The sequence below is a fragment of the Jeotgalicoccus sp. ATCC 8456 genome (assembly GCF_016313225.1).
Classification (GTDB): Bacteria; Bacillota; Bacilli; order Staphylococcales; family Salinicoccaceae; genus Jeotgalicoccus; species Jeotgalicoccus marinus.
Genome location: NZ_CP066224.1, coordinates 522,209 through 542,158 on the forward strand (window position 1 = coordinate 522,209; position 19,950 = coordinate 542,158).

Consider the following 19,950-nt stretch of genomic DNA (forward strand, 5'->3'; position numbering starts at 1 on the left):
AAGGCATCAGCAGAAGCTGATGCCACAATAGTCTTATTTCGCTTCCTGGTATACAGAAACACGTTTTTTGTCGCGTCCAACACGTTCGAATTTAACAACACCATCGATTTTAGCGAATAGTGTGTCGTCTCCCCCGCGTCCTACGTTTTCACCTGGGTGAATTTTAGTTCCGCGTTGACGGAAGATAATAGATCCTCCAGTTACGAATTGACCGTCTTGTCTTTTGACACCAAGGCGTTTTGATTCTGAGTCACGACCGTTTCTAGTCGAACCTACACCTTTTTTCGATGCGAAGAACTGTAAGTCTAATTTTAGCATGTAAATACACCTCACTTGTATTCAAGTTTTATAAATTCCGTATATTCTGATTCAATAGTCTTCAATGAAACAATCATAGTTTCCAAAATCAATTGAACTTTGTCGTCATCCGGATTTTCAAGTTTCATACTTAAGTATCCGCCATCATCCGCCATGTCGACGTCAGGTTCACTTGCAGTGAGTGCAAATAGTGCATTGACACAACCGAAAACAACTGCCGAAGCACCTGCACAAACTAGATCCTTACCGTGGACATCATAGTCCGCGTGACCTGTCATAGTAAATTCGGTAATCTGTGACTCACTGTTACGTGCGATGATAACTTTAATCATTATGCGTTGATTTTGCCGATTGTTAATTTCGTGTACGGCTGACGGTGACCTTGCTTACGGCTATAGTTCTTTCTACGTTTGAACTTGATAATGTTGATTTTCTTGCCGCGACCGTGTTTTTCAACCGTTGCTTCAACAGTAGCACCTTCAACTGTTGGGGCACCAACTTTAACACTGTCTCCACCAACAAAAAGTACTTTGTCAAATGTGAATGAAGCACCTTCTTCAGCGTTGATTTTTTCAACGAAGATTGATTGTCCTTCTTCAACTTTTACTTGTTTTCCACCTGTTTCGATGATTGCAAACATACTTACACCTCCTATTTTTTAAGACACGCCATTATAGGTGGGTTTCCCGCTTAGACCTATATATGAGCGGTTGATGTTCACTTTTCATCAACTACTGTATTATACAAATTTTGTACCACCATGTCAATTGTTACTACGTAATTCTTTTCTCACTTTTGCTGTTTGTATGGCTAAGACATATATAATTGTAAACATAATCGCATTAACCAATACACTCGGTATTGCTCTTAAGGCAATATAATCAAAGAATGGCATAGAAATAAATTCTAAAATACGATAGATAAGATACTGATATAAATCAAAGAAAAACGAATTCAGCAATACAACAAAAGCCATAGCTACAAAGTCACGGTAAAATACGCGAAATGCTGTTTGCATGAATATAACAAAAGCAATAAACCCAAAACTATAGATCCCATAAATCGAACCGATATAGACATCGAGCATGACGCCGAACAGTAGCGCGAAAAACATGCTTACTTTTGGTCCCGCATAAATAGTGAGAAGTAAAATATACATAAATAAGAACTTAGGTACAAAGTATACCTCAACACCAAACAACATCATGGGACTAAAAGCTGTAAATGTCATATCGATGTACATGAGTATAATTCCCAAGATGAAGATGACAATCATCTGCATGATTTAGTCCTCCAATGATTCAGGATCTCGTTTTAAAACAAACACCGTATCCACGTCATTTAAGTCGCTGTTCATTTGGACATAAGCATTTTGACTCAGACCATACTCATCATTTTCTACTTCTACTACCTTACCGATCACAATCCCTTCAGGTAAAGAACCTGTTAATCCAGAAGTATAGACCTCATCACCTTGTTCTATCGTTACCTGATTTTTAATGTTTTCGATAACTAAAACATTTTTCTCTGTATTAAAATTTCTAATGTTACCATAAACTGTCTCGTCACCATGTTTGACCTCTACAGATAGGTTATTTTGAGACGCATTGGATGAAATAATCTCTACAAAGGCTGAACCACCGTTCACCCTATTAACAATACCAATCAATCCCTTAGAAGTTGATACAGCCATACCTTCTTTTAGACCATCCTTCTCACCCTTATCGATAGTAAAAGAGTTTAACCACTGGTCAGGAGATCTTGAAATGACATTTGCATTAATTGTTTCATAATCCATATTAGAACTAACGTCTAGGGCTTCTTGAAGCTTTTGGTTCTCTTCAGTTAACCGCTCATTATCCGCCTGTAGTTGCGGTAACATATCTAGTTGTTTTTTTAATTCTTCATTCTCTTCAACTGCACCAAACATATTAAAAAAATTTGAAAATATATTGCCGATAAAACCAAATGGTGCATTAACGGTTTCTTGTGTAGTTGCGACCGCATCGCCAGTAAATTGTTCAGCTTTTGTCGTCGTACTACGGTCTGTTAATGAAAACCCTATTAAGGCAATCAAAACAATGATCCCAAATAGTACGATGAGCAAGCGGTTTCTATTAAAAAACTTAGTCACTCTCCGTCCGCCCCCAATAAAATATATCTGAAATAAATAATAACACATTTAATAAGGGACTAGCACTAAACTTACCAGAGATTTTTAATCTCTTTTAGCCTGTCGACAAAAGTTTGTAATATCGAATTCTCTACGGCTAAAGATATTCTAATATAATTCGTCCCTCGGCTACCGAATGGAATACCCGGCGTAGTCAAAATCGACTGTTCCTTTAATAAATACTCAACGAATGTTTCACCTGTAAATCCGTCCGGTACTTTAATCCAACCAAAGATACCCCCGTCGATATGTTGAATTGGAATATTTAATGACCTTAAAGCTTCATTAATATATGTCTTTCTCTTGTTAAAGATTTCATTTTGTTTTGGTATCAGTTCATCTGCATGATCTAAGGCTGCCACTGCTGCATCCTGAGTGACACCAAAGACACCAGCATTTGTATGATCTTGGAATCTATTAATGCTTTCAATCATGTCCTTATTGCCGACAGCAAATCCTATACGATAACCTGACATATTAAATCCTTTTGACAGTGAGTAGACTTCAATGGATTGTTCAAGATTTTTATCACTCGTTAATATGCTCGGATGTTGTTCGTTAAAACCAAATGCTGCATAGGCGAAATCATGAAGGATTTGTGTATTCGTACCTTTAAAGCGTTCAATTGTTTCGTCGAAAAATTCTTTTGTTGCAACTGCACCGACTGGATTAGAAGGATAGTTTAAATAAATTAAATCCGTCTCTTTAAGTTCTCTTTCAAGGGCATCGAAATCTGGTAAATAATTATTTTCTTCAAGTAAAGGCATATCGATGGCCTTTGCCCCCGCTAATTCAACAGCTGTAATGTAATCGGCATATCCTGGGTTTGGCAACATAATTCCAGAGCCAGGATTTAAATGTGCAAGTGGGAAATTAACCAAGCCGTTTTTTGTACCAAATAAAATTGCGATATTCTCATCATTTAAATCGACATCATAAGTTCTCTTGTAAAAATTTTTAATACTGATTTTTAATTCTTCTTTCCCACGAAAAGAACCATATTTTTGGTTTTCTTCCTTATCAATCGCTACCTTGACAGCATCGGTAATAACTTTTGGTGTCAAACCATCAGGGATACCCACTGCTAGATTTAAGAGTGGTTTTTCCCCTGTTTCTAATTTTTTGTTCATCATGCTAGAAAAGTAGCTCGGACTTAAACTATTCAATAAATCACTCGCCATTATTCATCCTCCTCTGGTTTATCGAAACCTTGGAAATCTGCATCAATGACTTCATTAAATTCTTCAGATTCTACAGCATTGATAAGGTCTTCTTCCATTTTGCTTCCGGCATCTTCACCGTTAATCACGATTTGATTTCTAAAATATTCGTTCATATTCTCTAGTGACAAGGCATCTTCTAACTTCATATTACTCGCAAGCGCAAAGTTTCCTGGCACAAGAGACAGACCAATCTGATCGACACTTCTAGGCAGTTGGCCAGCATCTTGGAAGATAAATTCTAAGTTTTTCTTGTTATCGATAATGTCTGCTTCTTCGATGGCAAACATGTCAGCATCTTCACTAATTGTTATGAGCCCAGCATCTTGTAAAGTTAAGAAACCGCGTGAAGCGTTAACAGGGTCTAAAGGCAGAGCCACTTCACTTCCTGATGTAATACTGTCTATGCTGTCGAATGTCCCACTGTATAGCCCCATAGGCGCAGTTGGTACTTGAATGATATTTTTTAATTCTGTATTATTTTCTTCATTATAACTATCCATGAAGAGTACATTTTGAAAGAGGTTAGCATCAATATCACCATTGGCTAATGCATTATTCGGTTGAATATAATCACTGTACTCAATGACTTCAACTGAATAACCTTCTTGTTCTAGTACAGGCTTTAATGCGTATGTGGCCATATCAGCAAATGGTCCACTAGATGCACCAATAGTAATCACTTCACCTTCATCCTCATGGAGTAAAACTGTTGTTAGAACGATGACAAAAAGTGTACCAATTAAAAATGTTATAATACCTCTCATTACTTATCCTCCGCTCTGTTTGCAAGTCGGTCGCCGACCCACTGAACAATTTGTACGATAATGATTAAGACAACCACTGTCACAATCATCGTTAATGTGTCATAACGGTAATAACCGTATCGTATGGCTAGGTCACCTACACCACCACCACCGACAACGCCTGCAGTCGCTGAGAAAGCAATAATTGAAATAATTGTTAGCGTAATCGCTTGGGTAATACTCTTTTTCGCTTCTGGTAACAAAACATCCGTAACGATTAAGAAAATTGAAGCGCCACCAGCAATACACGCTTCAATCACTCCGTCCTTAACACCGTTGAAACTAGATTCAACGAGTCGGGCAAATAGTGGTACTGCAGCTATTGATAAGGCCACACTTGCAAATACTGGCCCATGTGAATCATTGACTAACCAAGTTGCAAAAGGCATTATCGCAACGATTAAGATAATGAAAGGGAATGACCGTATAATATTCATCACCCATCCAAGAACACTGTTTAAAGGTTTAATTCTAAAAAGGAGTGGATGCTGTGTAATATATAAAAGGATACCAAGTGGTAAGCCTAATAACACTGCAAAAAATATTGAAATAGAAACCATTTGTACGGTCTCAAGTAATGCTTTATATAAAATTGGCCATAACTGACTGAAACTATCCAATGTAACCCACCCTTTCTATGCCGTTCGTCTGGTCAATATGACTTTTCAGTCTATTAATTTCTTCTTCTTTACCAGTCACTTGGAACATTAAAAAACCAAGTGGTTGATCCTTAATGTATTCAATACGTCCATTTAAGATGCTTATGTTTAAATCAAAATTACGGTAGAGTTTGTTGAGATAATTTTCCTCTGCATTTTCACTGAGAAACTGTATTGTAATCACTTGATTCTCACGCGTTGCCTTAAACTGATTAGGGACTTCAAAATTATAAATTTCTTGAACAAAGTCTTTAGTAATTTCATGCTTAGGATGACTAAAGACATCGTAAGTATGACCTATTTCTAAAATTTCGCCTTTAGACATTACACCGACCCGGTCTGCAATCTCTTTGATGACTTCCATTTCATGAGTAATAACGATAATCGTAATACCTAAATCCTTATTGATTCGATTCAATAATTTAAGAATACTCTTAGTCGTGTCTGGATCTAAGGCACTTGTTGCTTCATCACAAAGCAAAATGTCAGGATCATTTGCAAGTGCACGAGCAATACCGACTCTTTGCTTTTGCCCTCCACTTAAATTTGATGATTTAATTTCAGCCTTGTCTCCAAGACCAACCAGTTCCAATAGTTCTTTGATACGGGCTGTTCTGTTCTTTTTATCAAATTTTGAAGCTTTTAAGACAAACTCAATATTTTCATAAACGGTCTTAGATTCAATGAGGTTAAACTGCTGAAATATCATGCCAATTTTCTGTCGTTTCTGTCTGAGTTCATGCTTAGTGAGCTTTGTTAAATCTTCACCAGCAACTGTTACAGAACCCGTTGTTGGTTGTTCTAATAAGTTGATTAGTCTAACAAGAGTAGATTTACCTGCACCTGAATATCCGATTAAACCAAAAATCTCACCTGATTTAATTTCTAATGATGTTTCTTTTAATGCTTCAACCTTACGACCTTTTAATTGATAGGTTTTTGAAACGCTCTCCAATTTTATGCTCATGATCTACCTCCTCTTTAAAATAAAAAAACCATTCATCATGTAGACAAATGGCGATGTTTGATTATCTTTCAAGCCGATGCCTGCAGGATTTAGCACAGTACTTAAATAAGCCCGCTGCTGAGACTTCATAGGGCCCGACCCTCCATCTCTCTTGATAATTTCATATTCAATTTAGAGTAATACTATAGGATTTAATTCTAAAAGTCAATATAAGGCGACTCATTACTTTGACCGAGATAAGCAAATCTCGAATGACAACGTACACAGACATACCGCTTCTCATAGCCCTTCATACGTTTAGTAAATTTATAATTACAGTGCATACATTGATAATGATGTAAAATGCCTTTGTATCTATAGGTTCTTGTTAATGAAATATTGAGCTTCTTGAGTGTATTCTTAAAATAATCATCTTGATCTCGGTAAGGTTTATTTATTCGATATAGACAAAAATGCACACATTCATGGTGTAGGACATCAAGAATTACGTGCCTCGGATTATTGTCGATAAAGGATTTCGACATGACAATCTCTTCGTTAATAACCCTGTTGTATCTCGTCTTAATTACAAAAGCGCCCAGTTTGGCTGTCATTCTATTTGAGATTCTTAGCGGAATATTAAAATCCACATTAAAAAACTTTTTTGAGAATGTTACCGCATATTTTAATAATTCTTTTTCGTCCACCTTACTCACCACTACTTATAAATAGTCATAAAAAAAGAGAGACTCGAAGTCTCCCTAACAGATAAATAATATAATATGATATCTAGGCCAAAGGCACTATCAAAGAACGATTGAGCTAATAATATGAAATATAGCTATAAATTAATAGGTCGTTCTGTTATGTATTTCTTAATATATTTTCATTATATTTTAATCTTTGGCTTATTTCAAGCCTAAATGTGAAATAATTAAGTTTGTAATGTCTTTGTAATATATGCCCGAATGTTTCAAGTATTAGCCTATAAACAGTATTATAACGCAGTTTGATAAGATTACAATGACAGTTATTTCAAAATTGCGCTTGAATAATGTGTAAATCTACAGTAATTATTTTACTGCTTGTTTCAGTAAAATCTCTAACCTCTTGCTGAATTACATGCCAACCGAGCGGGGTCATCTTGATTAAGTCTTTTAAAGCAGAATCATCCAGTTCAACTTCATATGTGATTCTCTCTTCGGAAATAACATCTACTTTATTTCTCAATAATTCCAAGGTATCCGTATTCTCATATTCTTGACTATCACCGGCTAAGGCCTCTCTAATTTCTTTTAAGTACTTGCTACCAGGAATAACTTTAATCAGTATGCCGTTCGGCTTTAATATACGATGAAATTCTTCATAATTCGCAGGAGATAAGTAGCTTAAAATAACATCTATACTACTCTCTTTAAACGGTGTATGTCTTAAATCACCGACCACCCAGTTTTCATGACTATAGTTTTTACTCGCGAGTAAAACGCCATCTTTTGAGATATCTAATCCAACACCATGAGTGTTATCTTTATCAACTAGTTTTATAATTGAACTTAAATGTGAACCTTCACCAGAACCTGCATCAAAAATAAGGTGGTTTTCATTTGGAAGTGCATTAATTATATCAGCAATTTTTTGATGAATTATTTTGTAAAGATTATGAACTAATATAATATTATACCTCGCATCAAATAAGTCTTGATCATACATCGATGATACTTGTTTTTGCAACATGTTGACATAGCCTTGTTTTGCTAAGTCATAACTATGACGATTTACACACACTAAACGATTTGAATCGACGACATTTAAATCAGCACTACAAATCGGACACTGTAGATTCGATTCTAATTTCTGAAAACCAAGGGCTGCAATTTCTCTCTTTTTCATTAATTCACCTACTTTATTTCTATTACATTATGAATTGTAAAAGAATATGAATTTCTATAGTACTCAATAACTTTAAATGGTATTCTACACATAAACAAGTTTTAATGGAGGATTAAATGAAGCGATTCATGCTATTACTTGAAATATATTTAGTATCCACAAGATTAGGCTTAACTTCTTTTGGTGGACCCTCTGCTCACCTTGGTTACTTCCATACCGAGTATGTCGAGCGTAAAAAGTGGATGGACGAAAAGAGCTATGCTGATCTTGTCGCACTTTCTCAATTTTTACCTGGTCCTGCATCCAGTCAAGTGGGTATCGGCGTCGGTGTGATGCGCGGTGGCGTTTTAGGTGGTATCATCTCATTTTTAGGATTCACCTTACCTTCAGTCATTGCACTGATCATTTTTGCTAGTCTTTTAACAACCTTCAATATTGCTGATTCTGCCTGGATTCAAGGCTTAAAAATCGTTGCCGTTGTCATCGTCCTACATGCAATACTTGGCATGGCTAAAAATTTAACGCCTGATTTAAGTCGAAAACTGATTGCACTCTTAGCAGTAGTTATTATACTTATCTTTCCATCAGTCATTACACAAGTTGGTGTTATTTTAATTGCCGCACTGCTTGGATTTTTAATATTTAAGAACCATGAAGCTGATACTAAAAGAACTTTGTTCCCAGTTAACAAGACTTTTTCCATCATTTGTTTAAGTTTATTTTTTATACTGTTATTCCTACTACCCATGTTAAGAGAATTCACAGGAAATTATTGGATATCGGTTTTTGATAGCTTTTACCGTGCAGGATCCTTGGTGTTTGGAGGTGGTCACGTTGTGTTACCACTTCTAGAGCAAGAACTTGTACCAATGGGTTGGATTTCACAAGAGGCCTTTTTAGCAGGCTATGCTGCAACTCAAGCCGTCCCAGGGCCGCTTTTCACTTTCGCTTCATATCTCGGCACTGTTATGAATGGCTGGATCGGTGGCTTATTTGCAACATTTGCAATTTTCTTACCAGCATTCTTACTTATTTTAGGCAGCCTGCCCTTCTGGGATATGATAAGAAATCATGCTAAAACAAAAGGCGCTGTAATGGGGGTTAATGCAGCAGTGGTTGGTATTTTAATTGCTGCACTCTACACACCAATCTCAACTTCTGCCATTAACCAACCAGCAGATTTCGCCTTAGCTGCAATACTATTTGTCATGTTGAATTACTTAAAATCTCCGCCTTGGCTCATTGTAGTTAGTGGTGCAATTGGTGGTATATTAATTTCCTTTTTATAAGATAAGTCCCTGAATACCAATATTGGCATTCAGGGATTTTACATTCACTCTGGTGTCTTTGATTTATTCATACCAATCACAATATTGATATCAGTATGATCCACAATTTTATTTTGACTTTCATCAAAAGCTTCAATAATTCTCATATCCGCACTGTCTAGATTAAAATCGTGGATATCTAGATTTTCAATCATTCTATCTTTATTTACAGACTTAGGAATAATAACGATACCATTATCGAGGTGCCATCTAAGGATGACCTGCGCGACGGTCTTCTTATGCTTCTTTGCGATATCTTGTAATTCTTTTTCCTCTAAAATACCATGTTTAGCTTCTGCTAACGGTCCCCATGACTCTACTTGAACGCCATATTCTTTCATCACCTTGATTGCTTCTTTTTGTTGTAAAAATGGATGCAGTTCTATTTGATTAATCTGAGGTACAATCTCATTATTCATAATCAAATCAACTAATCGTGCAGAATCAAAGTTTGAAACCCCAATCGCTTTAATTTTTCCTTGCTTATATAATGCTTCCATAGCTCGGTATGAACCATAATAATCCCCGAATGGCTGATGAATTAAATATAAATCTAAATAATCGGTCCCTAAACGCTCTAGGGTTTTCTCAAATGCCTTTAAAGTTGATTCATAACCTTGATCTTCCACCCATAATTTACTAGTAATAAATAAATCTTTACGATCAATACCTGATTTTTTAATTGCAGTACCAACACCACGTTCATTGCCATAGGTGGCTGCTGTATCAATGTGTCTATATCCAACTACTATTGCATCTAGTACACATTTCTCAGTTTCTTCCGGTTCAATTTGAAAGACACCAAAACCTTCTATTGGCATTTCAACACCATTATTTAATGTCACGAATTCCATGCTTTCTCCCACCTTGCTTATGTTTATTATTATTATACAATATTAAAGACCAAGTACTTTAAATTTTAAGAACTTGGTCATAATTATTTCATCCTATTCGTATATCTCGTCAGGAACAGTTATACCATCATCATCAAATTTCCCATAATCTTTATATATACCAGACATTTCTAAGTGAATTGCACCCTCACCATTCTGAGATGGTGTTGTAGAGATATAGGTTACTTGACTCAATTCATTTGTTTCCCTATCTAAAACACCAACGATGGCATTCACTTGTTCATCTTCAACACCATTATTGATTTCTGCTCCAAATATCTGACCAAATGTATCATGAATTTCCATACCATTTGAGATGTTATAAAGATAATAATAGTCATCATCTACTTTAACATCGAGTAGTTCCTGGTTTTCCATGAAGACATCATACATATTACTATATGTGGGATTATAAACGTCCTCTACATTCCCTTCTGTAGACAGATCATTCCATTTACTTCCATCATATTGGAAATATATTTCTTCACTTGCATAAACAGATGGTTCTAAGTCCTCGCCATTATTCGCAACTTCAGAGTAAACTTCTAATTCATCTTCGACTTCATAAATTTCAGCAGTTGCTTTAACCCTTTCTTCCCTCTGTTCATCATCAGATTCACCGATTAAGCGTACCATTGCATCAAACTCTGAGTAATAAGAATAAATCTCGTTTTTATCTTTAAAGATTTCATCAATTTCAACATCAGTATCTTCAGCTTCTTCAAGTGCTGTTGATAAGCCTTGGTTATTTTCTTGAACAGAATTAATCGCTGCACTATCTTTACCTGTTAAAGTTTCTCCTTCAACTTTTCCAGTACTCGATGCATCAACACCACTTCGATTTTCATCAGTCTGTTCACCAACTTCAATTTCCTCACCTTCAGTAGGTTCTGTCACACCATCGTCGTAGTCGCCGTAATTATCAAACTTAGCTGCAACTTCGATTTGTAGTTCTAATCCCTCAGCTAAGCCTTCGGCATTACTAATGTAGGTGAGATCACTAATTTCATTTGAGTCTTTATCAACTATTGCAAGTACTGCATTATTTTGTGATTCTTCATCAGCATTTTGGAACTCTACGTCATAAATCGAACCAAATGTCTCATGTAGGACTTCCTCTTGACCGACATTAATTAAGTAGTAATTATCATCATCTTCAAAAATTTCGATGACATCTTCACTTTCCATTAATGCATCGTAAACGCTTGAATACGTACCATAATATATTTCTTCTGCTTCAGCTTCACCTGTTATATCCGTCCATTTATCCTCAGTTATATAAAGTAAAGTGTCACTATCTGCATATGCATAAGGGTAGATGAACTCATCTTCTTGATACCACTGCCCTGAGTAGACTTGAAGTTCATCCTCCTCGTTAATTTCTGCAGTCAAACCGATTAAATCTGTATCAGCTGGCTCATCAGACTCAGCTTCAAAGGCATTAATCAACATGAAAGTCTCAGAATAATAGCTTGTGACTTCATCTTTTGGTTTTAAGACATCTTCAAGGTCTACATCCGCTTCCTCCGCATCTTCAAATGCCTCAATCGGTTCAGCATTATTTTCAAAAAGTGCTGTAATTTCCTTATCATCAGGACCAGTTAAGGTAGTTTCTGTCATTTCACTAGATACTTTTCTTGAACCGACGACTCCAGTTTCTTGGTCGGCTTCATCCTCAGCTTCCTCGTCTTCTTTAGAAGCTTCTGTTTCCTCACTTTCATCATCTTTGTTGTCTAGCTGTTGCACAAAAATGTTTGAAGTGTTATCACTGTCACCCTCTCCACCGAAAAACCAGAAACTAGATAGTAATAGAACCAAGTATTTAATGGCAAACATCCCCTTTTAATATTTTAAAAATACACTTTTATATTAAATAATCCCCTAAATTTCTATCTAACAAACCAGAATTATCACATTTTTGACATATTTCATTCATAATTGATTATATTCATTTAAAAAGACCCGTGTAGATGGTGTTCTACACAGGTCTCGATCCTACCAATTGGATGAATAGTATAATTTATATTTACTGTAGTCTATGAATTTTGCATGATAAAAATCATTAGCTGCTTGGTTTATATAAGAGTGATATAAACGATCGTAAGTCATTCGTCCAAAAAATGGACCAGCATAGGTGGGTAGAATTAAATTTGCTTTTTCTGGTGCATAACGTATTTCGTTTAACCTGATATAGACATCATTAATTATATCCATCGTAAGTTCTATGACCCCAGGATTTTCAATATTATAATTTGATTCAAAGTAACCCTGCAGTGCGTTAAATTTCCTATAATATGCATACTCAATTTGCTCTTTTGTCGTTCGATCTTCTAGTACTAAATACATATCTAATCCCATAGTATACTCCTTATATATAAGACATTTCTTTTAAGGAGATGTATTTACCATCTCCAATTATAATATGATCTAAAAAATCCACACCAATAAGGTCTCCACAATCTTTTAATCTTTTTGTTACTTCTATATCTTCCTTTGATGGAGTCGGATCTCCGCTGGGATGATTGTGCACACAAATAAACGCTGCAGCACTTCTTTTCACTGCTTCACGAAAGATTTCTCTTGGATGTACAATACTTGAATTCAAAGATCCTATAAATAAAGTTTTTTCTTCAATGACCATGTTTTTAGTCGTTAGAAATAGGACGATAAAATGCTCTTGATTATAGAACCTGACTTTTTCCATCAATATATCTGATACATCTTTAGGTGATCGAATAAATTTTTCTTCCTCTCTAGAATGTGTATGCATACGAATAGCAAGTTCTATAAATGAAAGTATTGTAATCGCCTTTACCTTGCCAATTCCTTTAATTGAGGTTAGTTCTTCATAAGTCAGTTCTCTTAATTCTCTAATAGAAGGTAAATCTTTAAGTATTTTTGCAGCTAAAGATAGACTTGATTCATTTTTATTACCTGTTGCAATGAGTATTGCGAGTAATTCCTGGTTAGTAAGTTTATCCGGACCATATAAGAGCAATCGCTCACGGGGTTTATCGGAATCATGCATTTCTCTAATCATTAATTCGCTGGTCATAGGTGTCCTCCAAAGTAAATATCATTGTAGTCAATATATAAGAAGAAAGTAATGATAAGGCTCGTCGCAATAAAAGGAACTAAAGGCACTTTTACAAGGCGTTTTTTAGAGATTAAATCTAATACAATAACGGCAATCCCACCGATAATATAGGTAAACAAAAAGGAAAAGATAAAAAAATCTAGAGGGGTAATTACAGTCAAGACAGAGAACAGCTGTATGTCACCATACCCAATCTTATCTTTTAAAATGAAATAAAAGATATGGAGTAAGCCAACGATTATCAAGTCAAGGAAAGGATCAAAGTTTATAAAATTCGTGAGGAACAAACCGGTAACTAACAATATTAAAAGCATGTGCAAGGGAATTAACATCGTTTCATAATCATATATTGAGAGTGGTATTAATATACTGACGAGTAAGTAATATAGAACTAAATTATCATAGGCTAATGGCGTAATAGTCGGCAATAAAAACAAACTGATCATTATAAGCTCAACAAAGAAATAGTTGATTGATATTTTTGTATTACATGCTTTACATCTCCCTCTGTTTATCAAAAAGCCGACAACTGGAATAAGATCTATTACGTTTAAAGTTCTGTCACATGAATCACATGAACTCCGTCTAGTTAAAAAGTTGATATGACTATTTTGAGTTAAAGCATACATAAAAGAAGCTAACACACCACCCATTGTCATGATTAAAAGCATAAATGTCCTCCTCTAATTGATTTAAATCCAATATATTCTCTATTTAAATTGTTGTAAAAAAGCAGTAATTCCAAAATTGTATGAAAAACACTACAGTTTCGTTGTTTTATCTAAAAATCACGACAATTTTCTTAAAATTACAGACAAAAATAGAAATTTTGTTATTTTTAAATATATTATTCAAATATAAAGAATTATTTGTCTATTCTAAAATCCAGTGATAGACTAAATTCATAAATATAAAGGAGGATATATAAATGAGTTTGAAAGACAAATTATTTAAAAAATTAGAAGAAAGTGAAGCAGCTATGATTGAAACAAGACGTCATCTCCATGCCAATCCAGAACTTTCTTTTAAAGAGGAAAACACCGCCAAATTTATTGAAGATTTTTATAAGGGTGAAGATGTTAAAGTTACGACCCATGTTGGAAACGGTTACGGCATCATCGTTGAAATAGAAGGTAATGGCCCTGGACAAACAATTGGATTACGTGCGGACTTTGACGCTCTACCTATACAAGAAGAAGCGGATGTTGAATTTAAATCGAAAAATGATGGTGTCATGCATGCGTGTGGCCATGACGTACATACTGCTTACTTACTCTATTTAGGTAAGGCTTTAATCGAATTAAAAGATGAATGGCAAGGGAAAATTAAACTCATTCATCAACATGCTGAAGAAGTGCCACCAGGTGGCGCCAAAAGTATTGTGGAATCAGGTATTTTAGGTGATCTAGATGAAGTTTATGGCATTCATATCTTCCCAATGTTAGAACTTGGTGAAATTGGTCTTACATCTGGTAATGCTATGGCAGGCCGCTCAAACTATGATCTTAAAATACAAGGTTATGGTGGTCACGGTGCCATGCCACACACAACACATGATGCACTCGTTGCAGGTGCATATTTTGTCGCTGAGGCACAGACCATTGTCTCTAGACGCATGGATCCAATGGATAGTGTCGTCGTTTCTGTCACTGCCTTTGATGCACCAGGTGGCTATAATGTGATTCAAGATTCAGTCACCTTAAGAGGTACAGTCCGTTATCTAGACGAAAAGAATAAGGTGCCTGCCTATGAGGCAATGAAGAAAATTGCTACAGGTATTGAAAGTTCATTTGATGTATCTTGTGAATTAGATTATGTCTATGACTATCCAGTAACTTATAATCATCCAACAGAGACCGAGCAAGTCGAAGAGATTTTAAGTGAAAATGTCGGTGACTATTTCCATACAAATTCTCATCCTAAACCTTCAAGTGGATCAGAAGACTTTTCATTCTATACTCAAAAAATACCAGGCACTTTCATCCAAGTCGGTGCCAAACCAGATGGTGTTGAACTAGAGGATGTCTATCCAAACCACCACCCTAAATTTAAGGTGCACGAGGGCTCACTCTTGATCAGTGCAAAAGTACTTGGTCAAGTTGCCTTAGCACGCTTAGAAAAATAAAACATATATAAACAAAGGGGCGTCTAAAATGACAGGAATGGATTTCGCTAATTCACCAGTCGTATGGACTTTTGCTGGTGCAATCATAGTCTTGGTAATATTTCAGGCAATCAAATTTTTATCCTTATCGAAAAAAGCAGCTCGAGATGTTGGTATTTCTGAAACAGATATTAAACGTGCAGTAAAGACTGGAAGCATAACAGCAATCGGACCTTCCATTGGTATTATTATTGTTGCTGTTTCCTTAATATCACTCATAGGTAATCCATTAACGATGATGAGAATTGGTGTGATTGGCTCTGCACCAATCGAAAGTATGGGTGCGCAGCTATCCGCGCAATCTGCAGGTGTGACCTTAGCAGGTGATGGTTTCTCTCCCGAGATTTTTAACCTTGTAGTATGGACCTTATGTATCGGTGGCGCCGGTTGGATGATCTTTACTTTCTTTGCGACACCATACTTAAGTAGGATTCAGACTAAGTTAACTTCAAAACCCAAAGGGGAATATCTGATGGGGATTGTGGCAAGTGGTGCAATGATTGCAGTTTTCGGTTCTCTAACAGGAGCTGAAATGATTAAAGGCGCACCATATATATTCACTGCAATTGTAGCAATTATCTCATCGTTAACATTTAACTATATTGCCAATAAAAAAGGAATTAACTGGCTAAAAGAATGGTCATTAGGATTCTCTATCCTCATTAGTTTAGTCGCAGTTTACTTCTTTATATAAATGGAGGTTAATCATGCAGGAATTTAGAAATGCCTCACATAAATGGGGAAAAATCACATTAGGCATTGCAATTTTAATATCATTTGCATTGCCTATATATATATCTTTTGCGATGGGTTATCATCCAGGTTTCTCATTAATATTAAATAGTTTTCTTGCCTATGCTGCGGTCGTTGCAATTGTATGGTTCCTAGAACCAATTATGTACTTCCCTGTTCTCGGGGTTTCTGGTACCTACGTTGCTTTCTTTACAGGTAATATTTCAAATATGTGTTTACCTGCAGTTGCATCATGTCAGGAAGCTGTCGGTGTAAAACCAGGTACAGATGAAGGAGAGATTATTGGTACTCTAGGTATAAGTGCCGCCTCTCTTGTAAATAAGATTATTTTGATTCCAGTTATACTAGGTGGACTTTGGCTACTAACTGTCATTCCAGAAAGTGTTCAAGAAGTCTTTCCATTTGTCCTACCAGCAATTTTCGGGGCTGTACTTGCTCAATTCGCTGGTAAGTTTCCACTCTATGGTGTACTCGCATTAGTTATTGGAATTCTTATTAATGCGGCCCCCATTCCACTATTTACGAAAAATGTACTCTGCATTATTATATTAGTCGGGATCATGCTCTTAGTTGGTAAAATTAGGAACAAAGATAACACTGCAAGTGAATAAATATATAATAGACGGTGATAAGTGCTCAGTATAGAGCCCACTTATCACCGTTTTTGTCTGTTTTGGTGATAAGTCCTTTGAATTGCGCTCATTTATCACCGCTTTAATCCTTTTCGGTGATAAGTCTTTTAAAAAGTCCCCCTTTATATTCATTCCTATAATTTTTGTTACATCTGCACAAAAAATATTGTTATTTTTTTCACATAAAGTCTTCCCAAAAAGTATAATCCAGTATAGAATACTAAGTGAATTAAACATTGTGAAAAAAATAACAATATGAGGAGGAAACACAATGAACCTTTGGGAAGTTATCGTCTTAACATTTACTGATATGGGCTTCTTAAGTGCCATCGCATCAACTATTCTTATTATTTTACTTGGATTTTTCTGTAGAAAGCGAGGCATTTTCAATGAGACTGTCGGTAAGACGTTATCAAAAATTGTCTTAACTGTTGGTCTACCTACCCTAGCCTTTACGGCATTTATGACAGACATTGATGGCGAGCAACTCGCACAAGGCTTAAACGTTTTAATCTGGGGAATATTAATGTATATCGTATTAATGTTTGCAATGAAACCATTCTACGCGAAATTTACTGGAGACCGTAAAACGACTTTAGAAGTATTATCTATTTTTGGATCAACAACATTCTTCGGGATTCCGATTGTCAGTGCAATACTCGGTCCTATCGGTGTAATCTATGCAAATATCTTTAACATTGGATACCGTATTTTCCTATATTCTTATGCATATATCCGTATGAGCGGCTTAAAAATGGAGCTTAGAAACTTAAAAACAATGTTCTTAAACCCAATTGTTATTGCAACATTCTTAGGTCTTGCAATCTGGCTTTTACAAGACTACTTACCACAAGTTACAGTTGCAGCAACTGAAACTGAGGCTGCAAGGGAAGTTGCATTCTTAAGAATTGATCAAACACTACCTTGGTTGTATGCACCAATGGAATACTTAGCACGTCTCGCATCACCACTCGCGTGGTTATCAATCGGGGCAACTTTAGCTGAAATTAATATTTCACAAGCTGCAAAATCTAAAGCTTCTTGGTACTACGCAGGTGTTAAAACAATTGCAGTGCCTGCCATTAACTTAGCAGTATTCTTTTTAACAACTCTAACTGGCATTTTAGTGTTCGATATTGATGCAGTTACAACAATGATAGTAATGATGGCAACTCCTGCTGCTACAGTAGCAGTCGCCTATGCAATTAACTTTGACAAAGAAGCAATACTCGCATCTAATGCTTCACTTTTATCTACACTAGCAGCAGTTATAATGATACCAACTTGGTTAGTGGTATTAAACATCATTGGTAACTTAGGCATATTTTAAAATCTAAAATTAGAAAGGAATTTATATAATGATAAAACTAATCGCATACGGTGTTAGGCCGAATGAAGTTGAATATTTTAAGCAATTAAATAAATATAATTTCGACTTAACTTTAGTCGAGGGATTACTAACGGATGATAACTTAGAATCAGTAAAGGGACAGGATGCTGTACTCCTAAGAGCGAATTGTAAAGGGGACCGTCAAGCCCTAGAATATATGAAAGAAGCAGGCATCAACTATGTTTTTACAAGAACCGTTGGGTACTCTCACATAGATTTAGATGCTGCAAGAGACTTAAATATCAAGGTCGCAAGAGTACCGAGATATTCACCTAATGCTATTGCAGAACTTGCTGTTATGTTAGCGATGAATTTACTAAGAAATCTTCCGTTCACACTAGATCGTACCAAAGAAAAAGACTTAAGAGTCTCACCAGAAATGTTCAGTAGAGAAATTAGAAACTGTACAGTTGGCGTATATGGAACTGGAAAAATCGGTTTAACAGAAGCAAAATTATTCAAGGGGTTAGGTGCTAAAGTCCTCGGTTTTGATCTATATCCTAGTGAAGCAGCAAAAGAAGTCGTCGAATTTGTTTCAGCTGAAGAATTGCTTAAAAATAGCGATATCGTCAGTATGCACATTCCACATATTCCAAATGAAAATGATGGTATGATCAATGAAGATTTCCTCAGTCAGATGAAAGACGATGCAATCTTAATTAATACAGCACGCGGGGAACTCCAGGATAATGTAGCGATTATAAAGGCAATTAAAAATGGTGCACTTCGTGGGTTCGGAACAGATGTTATGCCAAATGAGCAAGATGTCTTCTTTAAGAAATTCACTGATGAAAATCCACTTCCTGATAAAAGCGTTGAGGATTTACTTTCACTCTACCCTAGAGTACTCGTCACTCCACATATCGGTTCAAACACTGACGAAGCCTTATCTAATATGATTGAAACTAGCTTTAAAAACTTCTATGAAGTCATTGAAACAGGACAATGTGATAACTTAGTTTAATATTTAAGAAAAGCGTGGCTAGGTTCTTAATGAACCTAGCCACGCTTTATCTTTACAGATTTTAATTTTCACTGTTGTATTCAACTAATTTTTCAACATCTGAAACAATTTCTTCTAATGGGAATTGATTATCTCCAGAATCAACACCAGCATAGTCTTTAAGTATCGTCCCATCTTCATCGATTAAGTAAAATGATGTACCGTGTGTAACTTGGTTACTACCTTCTGGTGGTGGTGCAACGATAGTTTTAAAGTTATCTTCAGCAAAACCTCTGATGAAGTCGTAATCATAATCCGTTAAAAATTGCCATTCTGTACTTTCTGGTATATCGTACCAGCTCGAATACTCTGTTAATACATCAGGTTGATCGGTTTCAGGATCTACCGAAAAGCTCATTACTCCATAGTCTTCAATGCCTTTTTCTTCAAGTGCATTTGTTACATCTGTCATATTTTGAGTCATCGGCGGACATACTGTAGCACAGTTTGTGAACATAAAATTCATCAGCCAAACTTTCCCATCCATGTCTTCACGTGTGAAGGTCTCACCGTCCTGATTCGTCACTTCAAAATACTGAATTTCATCGCCATAGCGGCTCATTGGTTCAATCGCACCTGAAGTACAAGCCGATAAGATTAATAAGACCGGTAAGATGACTAGTAACCACTTTTTCAAGTGACTCCCTCCTCGGTTTCATTTCTAAATTAATTTTATCA

23 protein-coding genes, 1 riboswitch and 1 other annotated feature are annotated in these 19,950 nt (G+C 35.9%); of the genes, 6 read left to right on the forward strand and 17 right to left on the reverse strand.

The genetic code is table 11. The features are described 5' to 3' along the window. Positions 1-33: 33 nt before the first annotated feature. From rpmA to JEM45_RS02865, 11 genes are all read right to left on the reverse strand, one after another. Positions 34-318 (reverse strand): 50S ribosomal protein L27, encoded by a 285-nt coding sequence (gene rpmA / locus JEM45_RS02815; protein ID WP_026866494.1) that lies wholly within the window; start codon positions 316-318, stop codon positions 34-36. Positions 319-329: 11 nt separating this feature from the next. Continuing rightward, entirely contained in the window at positions 330-650 is a 321-nt protein-coding gene (locus JEM45_RS02820; protein WP_026866495.1) for a ribosomal-processing cysteine protease Prp, read from the reverse strand. Continuing rightward, positions 650-958: a 50S ribosomal protein L21 gene (rplU, locus tag JEM45_RS02825; RefSeq protein WP_026866496.1), complete on the reverse strand. Its 309-nt coding sequence runs from the start codon at positions 956-958 to the stop codon at positions 650-652. The genes JEM45_RS02820 and rplU overlap by 1 nt, the downstream gene beginning before the upstream one ends. 11 nt (positions 959-969) lie before the next feature. Beyond that, positions 970-1,040, reverse strand: a sequence feature (ribosomal protein L21 leader region). Between the two features lie 41 nt (positions 1,041-1,081). Next, positions 1,082-1,600 (reverse strand): rod shape-determining protein MreD, encoded by a 519-nt coding sequence (gene mreD, locus JEM45_RS02830; protein WP_026866497.1) that lies wholly within the window; start codon positions 1,598-1,600, stop codon positions 1,082-1,084. 3 nt (positions 1,601-1,603) lie between these two features. Next, a complete protein-coding gene (gene mreC, locus JEM45_RS02835; RefSeq protein WP_198687716.1) occupies positions 1,604-2,452 on the reverse strand; it encodes a rod shape-determining protein MreC in 849 nt (282 codons plus the stop codon). Between the two features lie 71 nt (positions 2,453-2,523). Further along, positions 2,524-3,672: an aminotransferase class I/II-fold pyridoxal phosphate-dependent enzyme gene (locus JEM45_RS02840; protein ID WP_370545386.1), complete on the reverse strand. Its 1,149-nt coding sequence runs from the start codon at positions 3,670-3,672 to the stop codon at positions 2,524-2,526. After that, a complete protein-coding gene (locus tag JEM45_RS02845; protein ID WP_198687717.1) occupies positions 3,672-4,478 on the reverse strand; it encodes a MetQ/NlpA family ABC transporter substrate-binding protein in 807 nt (268 codons plus the stop codon). Before JEM45_RS02845 ends, JEM45_RS02840 begins: the two co-directional genes overlap by 1 nt. Further along, entirely contained in the window at positions 4,478-5,077 is a 600-nt protein-coding gene (locus tag JEM45_RS02850) for a methionine ABC transporter permease (protein WP_198687954.1), read from the reverse strand. The genes JEM45_RS02845 and JEM45_RS02850 overlap by 1 nt, the downstream gene beginning before the upstream one ends. A gap of 52 nt (positions 5,078-5,129) precedes the next feature. After that, positions 5,130-6,143 (reverse strand): methionine ABC transporter ATP-binding protein, encoded by a 1,014-nt coding sequence (locus tag JEM45_RS02855; protein ID WP_198687718.1) that lies wholly within the window; start codon positions 6,141-6,143, stop codon positions 5,130-5,132. 58 nt (positions 6,144-6,201) lie between these two features. After that, positions 6,202-6,304: riboswitch (SAM riboswitch) on the reverse strand. Positions 6,305-6,340: 36 nt separating this feature from the next. Continuing rightward, positions 6,341-6,841: a SprT-like domain-containing protein gene (locus tag JEM45_RS02860; protein ID WP_370545389.1), complete on the reverse strand. Its 501-nt coding sequence runs from the start codon at positions 6,839-6,841 to the stop codon at positions 6,341-6,343. A gap of 316 nt (positions 6,842-7,157) precedes the next feature. Continuing rightward, positions 7,158-8,012 carry a putative RNA methyltransferase gene (locus JEM45_RS02865; protein WP_198687720.1) on the reverse strand — a complete coding sequence of 285 codons (855 nt, stop codon included), beginning with the start codon at positions 8,010-8,012 and terminating at the stop codon, positions 7,158-7,160. 116 nt (positions 8,013-8,128) lie between these two features. Between JEM45_RS02865 and chrA the strand changes: the two genes are divergently transcribed. Further along, a complete protein-coding gene (gene chrA, locus JEM45_RS02870; RefSeq protein WP_198687721.1) occupies positions 8,129-9,301 on the forward strand; it encodes a chromate efflux transporter in 1,173 nt (390 codons plus the stop codon). Positions 9,302-9,345: 44 nt separating this feature from the next. On the opposite strand, the gene JEM45_RS02875 is transcribed toward chrA, so the two are convergent. The 5 genes from JEM45_RS02875 to JEM45_RS02895 all read right to left on the reverse strand — a co-directional run bounded on the left by JEM45_RS02875 (position 9,346) and on the right by JEM45_RS02895 (position 14,001). Then, positions 9,346-10,194, reverse strand: coding sequence for an aldo/keto reductase (locus JEM45_RS02875; RefSeq protein ID WP_217623504.1), 849 nt, complete (start codon positions 10,192-10,194; stop codon positions 9,346-9,348). A 93-nt stretch (positions 10,195-10,287) separates the two neighbouring features. Beyond that, positions 10,288-12,069, reverse strand: coding sequence for a hypothetical protein (locus JEM45_RS02880; protein WP_198687723.1), 1,782 nt, complete (start codon positions 12,067-12,069; stop codon positions 10,288-10,290). 159 nt (positions 12,070-12,228) lie between these two features. Beyond that, entirely contained in the window at positions 12,229-12,591 is a 363-nt protein-coding gene (locus JEM45_RS02885) for a hypothetical protein (RefSeq protein ID WP_026866508.1), read from the reverse strand. Between the two features lie 10 nt (positions 12,592-12,601). Further along, on the reverse strand, positions 12,602-13,288 hold the full coding sequence (radC, locus tag JEM45_RS02890) for a RadC family protein (protein ID WP_035856037.1): 687 nt from the start codon (positions 13,286-13,288) through the stop codon (positions 12,602-12,604). Continuing rightward, complete coding sequence (locus JEM45_RS02895; RefSeq protein ID WP_026866510.1) at positions 13,285-14,001, reverse strand: prepilin peptidase; 717 nt, start codon at positions 13,999-14,001, stop codon at positions 13,285-13,287. The genes radC and JEM45_RS02895 overlap by 4 nt, the downstream gene beginning before the upstream one ends. 257 nt (positions 14,002-14,258) lie before the next feature. Between JEM45_RS02895 and JEM45_RS02900 the strand changes: the two genes are divergently transcribed. The 5 genes from JEM45_RS02900 (at position 14,259) to JEM45_RS02920 (ending at position 19,233) form a co-directional block, all read left to right on the forward strand. Continuing rightward, entirely contained in the window at positions 14,259-15,455 is a 1,197-nt protein-coding gene (locus JEM45_RS02900) for an amidohydrolase (RefSeq protein ID WP_198687724.1), read from the forward strand. 28 nt (positions 15,456-15,483) lie between these two features. Beyond that, positions 15,484-16,188, forward strand: a complete 705-nt coding sequence (locus tag JEM45_RS02905) for a DUF5058 family protein (protein ID WP_026866512.1) — start codon at positions 15,484-15,486, stop codon at positions 16,186-16,188. Between the two features lie 13 nt (positions 16,189-16,201). Next, positions 16,202-16,858, forward strand: coding sequence for a small-conductance mechanosensitive channel (locus JEM45_RS02910; protein ID WP_198687725.1), 657 nt, complete (start codon positions 16,202-16,204; stop codon positions 16,856-16,858). Between the two features lie 292 nt (positions 16,859-17,150). Then, positions 17,151-18,209 carry an AEC family transporter gene (locus JEM45_RS02915; RefSeq protein ID WP_198687726.1) on the forward strand — a complete coding sequence of 353 codons (1,059 nt, stop codon included), beginning with the start codon at positions 17,151-17,153 and terminating at the stop codon, positions 18,207-18,209. 28 nt (positions 18,210-18,237) lie between these two features. Continuing rightward, positions 18,238-19,233 carry a 2-hydroxyacid dehydrogenase gene (locus JEM45_RS02920; protein WP_198687727.1) on the forward strand — a complete coding sequence of 332 codons (996 nt, stop codon included), beginning with the start codon at positions 18,238-18,240 and terminating at the stop codon, positions 19,231-19,233. Positions 19,234-19,294: 61 nt separating this feature from the next. On the opposite strand, the gene JEM45_RS02925 is transcribed toward JEM45_RS02920, so the two are convergent. After that, positions 19,295-19,909, reverse strand: a complete 615-nt coding sequence (locus JEM45_RS02925; RefSeq protein ID WP_198687728.1) for an SCO family protein — start codon at positions 19,907-19,909, stop codon at positions 19,295-19,297. Positions 19,910-19,950 lie beyond the last annotated feature (41 nt).

Excerpts from the sequence above, each read along its gene's own strand:
- rpmA (WP_026866494.1), bottom strand. The coding sequence starts at position 318 with ATGCTAAAATTAGACTTACAGTTCTTCGCATCGAAAAAAGGTGTAGGT.
- JEM45_RS02820 (WP_026866495.1), bottom strand. The coding sequence starts at position 650 with ATGATTAAAGTTATCATCGCACGTAACAGTGAGTCACAGATTACCGAA.
- rplU (WP_026866496.1), bottom strand. The coding sequence starts at position 958 with ATGTTTGCAATCATCGAAACAGGTGGAAAACAAGTAAAAGTTGAAGAA.
- mreD (WP_026866497.1), bottom strand. The coding sequence starts at position 1,600 with ATGCAGATGATTGTCATCTTCATCTTGGGAATTATACTCATGTACATC.
- JEM45_RS02840 (WP_370545386.1), bottom strand. The coding sequence starts at position 3,672 with ATGGCGAGTGATTTATTGAATAGTTTAAGTCCGAGCTACTTTTCTAGC.
- JEM45_RS02845 (WP_198687717.1), bottom strand. The coding sequence starts at position 4,478 with ATGAGAGGTATTATAACATTTTTAATTGGTACACTTTTTGTCATCGTT.
- JEM45_RS02850 (WP_198687954.1), bottom strand. The coding sequence starts at position 5,077 with ATGGTTTCTATTTCAATATTTTTTGCAGTGTTATTAGGCTTACCACTT.
- JEM45_RS02855 (WP_198687718.1), bottom strand. The coding sequence starts at position 6,143 with ATGAGCATAAAATTGGAGAGCGTTTCAAAAACCTATCAATTAAAAGGT.
- JEM45_RS02865 (WP_198687720.1), bottom strand. The coding sequence starts at position 8,012 with ATGAAAAAGAGAGAAATTGCAGCCCTTGGTTTTCAGAAATTAGAATCG.
- chrA (WP_198687721.1), top strand. The coding sequence starts at position 8,129 with ATGAAGCGATTCATGCTATTACTTGAAATATATTTAGTATCCACAAGA.
- JEM45_RS02875 (WP_217623504.1), bottom strand. The coding sequence starts at position 10,194 with ATGGAATTCGTGACATTAAATAATGGTGTTGAAATGCCAATAGAAGGT.
- JEM45_RS02880 (WP_198687723.1), bottom strand. The coding sequence starts at position 12,069 with ATGTTTGCCATTAAATACTTGGTTCTATTACTATCTAGTTTCTGGTTT.
- JEM45_RS02885 (WP_026866508.1), bottom strand. The coding sequence starts at position 12,591 with ATGGGATTAGATATGTATTTAGTACTAGAAGATCGAACGACAAAAGAG.
- radC (WP_035856037.1), bottom strand. The coding sequence starts at position 13,288 with ATGACCAGCGAATTAATGATTAGAGAAATGCATGATTCCGATAAACCC.
- JEM45_RS02895 (WP_026866510.1), bottom strand. The coding sequence starts at position 14,001 with ATGCTTTTAATCATGACAATGGGTGGTGTGTTAGCTTCTTTTATGTAT.
- JEM45_RS02900 (WP_198687724.1), top strand. The coding sequence starts at position 14,259 with ATGAGTTTGAAAGACAAATTATTTAAAAAATTAGAAGAAAGTGAAGCA.
- JEM45_RS02905 (WP_026866512.1), top strand. The coding sequence starts at position 15,484 with ATGACAGGAATGGATTTCGCTAATTCACCAGTCGTATGGACTTTTGCT.
- JEM45_RS02910 (WP_198687725.1), top strand. The coding sequence starts at position 16,202 with ATGCAGGAATTTAGAAATGCCTCACATAAATGGGGAAAAATCACATTA.
- JEM45_RS02915 (WP_198687726.1), top strand. The coding sequence starts at position 17,151 with ATGAACCTTTGGGAAGTTATCGTCTTAACATTTACTGATATGGGCTTC.
- JEM45_RS02920 (WP_198687727.1), top strand. The coding sequence starts at position 18,238 with ATGATAAAACTAATCGCATACGGTGTTAGGCCGAATGAAGTTGAATAT.